This window comes from Flavobacterium ustbae (assembly GCF_003946915.1).
Taxonomy (GTDB): Bacteria; Bacteroidota; Bacteroidia; order Flavobacteriales; family Flavobacteriaceae; genus Flavobacterium; species Flavobacterium ustbae.
The window spans coordinates 1-2,623 of record NZ_RPOC01000034.1 but is presented as its reverse complement, the minus strand read 5'-3'; the positions used below and the strand labels follow the sequence as shown (position 1 = coordinate 2,623).

Genomic DNA, 2,623 nt, shown 5'->3' with positions numbered 1-2,623 from the left:
CGCAAGCACTGGAACCGTGACTGCGGGAGCTGTGACAAATGCAGTTGGAACCGTAAGCTATTCTTGGAAAAACAGTTCAAATACTGTAGTCGGAACAATGGCAACTGTATCTAATCTTCCTGCGGGAACTTATACTTTGACTGTTTCTGATTCCTGCTCTTCTAAAAGCAATTCGGTTACAATCGGACAGCCGAACGCTGCTCTGGCTTTGGCAGATTCTTCTAAAACTGATGCTTCATGCTTCGGCGCAAGCACTGGAACGGTGACTGCGGGAGCTGTGACAAATGCAGTTGGAACCGTAAGCTACTCTTGGAAAAACAGTTCAAATACCGTAGTCGGAACGACGGCTTCAGTATCCAATCTTCCTGCGGGAACTTATACTTTGACTGTTTCTGATTCCTGCTCTTCAAAAAGCAATTCGGTAACAATCGGACAGCCGAACGCAGCTCTGGCTTTGGCAGATTCTTCTAAAACTGATGCTTCATGCTTCGGCGCAAGCACTGGAACGGTGACTGCGGGAGCTGTGACAAATGCAGTTGGAACCGTAAGCTATTCTTGGAAAAACAGTTCAAATGCCGTAGTCGGAACAGCTGCAACTGTTTCTAACCTTCCTGCGGGAACTTATACTTTGACCGTTTCTGATTCCTGTTCTTCAAAAAGCAATTCGGTAACAATCGGACAGCCGAACGCGGCTCTGGCTTTGGCAGATTCTTCTAAAACAGACGCTTCATGCTTTGGCGCAAGCACTGGAACTGTAACTGCGGGAGCTGTGACGAATGCAGTTGGAACCGTAAGCTATTCCTGGAAAAACAGTTCAAATGCCGTAGTCGGAACGACGGCTTCAGTATCCAATCTGCCTGCGGGAACTTATACCTTAACCGTTTCTGATTCCTGCTCTTCTAAAAGCAATTCGGTAACAATCGGACAGCCGAACGCGGCTCTGGCTTTGGCAGATTCTTCTAAAACAGATGCTTCATGCTTTGGAGCTAGCACTGGAACGGTGACTGCGGGAACTGTGACAAACGCTGTTGGAACCGTAAGCTATTCTTGGAAAAACAGTTCAAATGCAGTGGTAGGAACAACAGCAACTGTTTTAAACCTGCCTGCGGGAACTTATACCGTAACTGTTACAGATAGCTGTTCTTCGCAATCTAACTCAGTTACTATTGGACAGCCTTTAGCGGCGGTAGCTGTAGCTAAAACTTCACAGACTGATGTATTATGTTTCGCAGCTTCAACTGGCGCAATCAACATAACTGCATCTGGCGGGTTTGCTCCTTATACTTACGACTGGGCAGATTTAGCTGGAACAAACGATCCTGAAGACAGAATAAACCTTTCTGTGGGAACTTACACTGTAACTGTGAAAGATGTTAACGGATGTACTGCAACACCTCTTATCGTTACAATTACCCAACCTGCTTCTGCATTATCATGTTCAGTTGTACAAAATAAACCCGTAACAGCAAATGGCTTAAGTAATGGTGAAGCAACGGTATCTCCACTTGGCGGTACTCCTGGCTATACTTACCTATGGGATAATGGCGAAACCACTCCAAAAGCTGTAGCATTAAATGCTGGAACACATAGCGTAAAAGTTACAGATTCAAACGGATGTTCTACAGAATGTACCGTAGTTATTACACAACCTAATGTGCTTTCTTGCAGTATTTCGCAAGATAGTCCCGTAAAATGTTTTGGAGGCAACACTGGTAAAGCAACTGTAACGGCTACAGGTGGTAACGGAGAGTATACTTATCTTTGGGATAATAATGAAACAACCGCACAAGCAGTTGCTTTAACTGCTGGTACACATACTGTGACAGTTACAGACAAATTAGGATATACTACAAAATGTTCTGTGACAATTTCACAACCTCAAAATGCATTAAGCGCGGTAAAAAGTCAAACAGATGTTACTTGTGGTGGAGGAAATAATGGTTCTGCAACGGTAATTGTTTCTGGAGGAACTGCTCAATATAGCTATTCTTGGAATACAGTTCCTGTACAAACAACGTCAACTGCAAGTAATCTTGCCACTGGAAATTACACTGTTCTTATTACAGATGCTAATGGATGTACACTTTCTGAATCGTTTACTATTTTGGATGGAGATTCAGTTAAACCAATTATAAATCCGCTACCAGAGACTACAACTATCAATTGTCCTGAAGAACCTGTTTTTGCTCAAGCGACAGCGACTGATAACAACGTAACTATAGCTTCATTAACTTATGAAGATACTATTATACAAGGAAATTGTGCCGGAGCTTACACTAAAACAAGAACTTGGACTGCCAAAGATTCTTGTGGAAATGTTTCTCTTCCAGTAAGCCAAACAATAATTGTACAAGATAATTCTGCTCCAACTTGGACAACAGCTGCCGGAACTCTAAATGCCACTTTAGAATGCAGCGATGCTGAAGGCCTTGCTTTAGCGCAGGCTAAATTCCCAACCGCCTCTGACTTATGCGATGCGGATGTTTCTGACATCTCTAAAGTAAGCGGGCAATTTGCAGCTTCTGAAGGATGCGGAAACGCGGGAACTTACACCAATACTTGGACTGTAAAAGACGACTGCGGAAATGTTTCTGAAACTTTCACCCAGATAATTACAATCCAA

At 43.4% G+C, this 2,623-nt stretch carries 1 protein-coding gene; it reads left to right on the top strand.

The features are described 5' to 3' along the window. Positions 1-2,623, top strand: a 2,623-nt coding sequence (locus EG814_RS20820; RefSeq protein WP_206430332.1) for a beta strand repeat-containing protein, incomplete at both ends; no start/stop codon positions are given.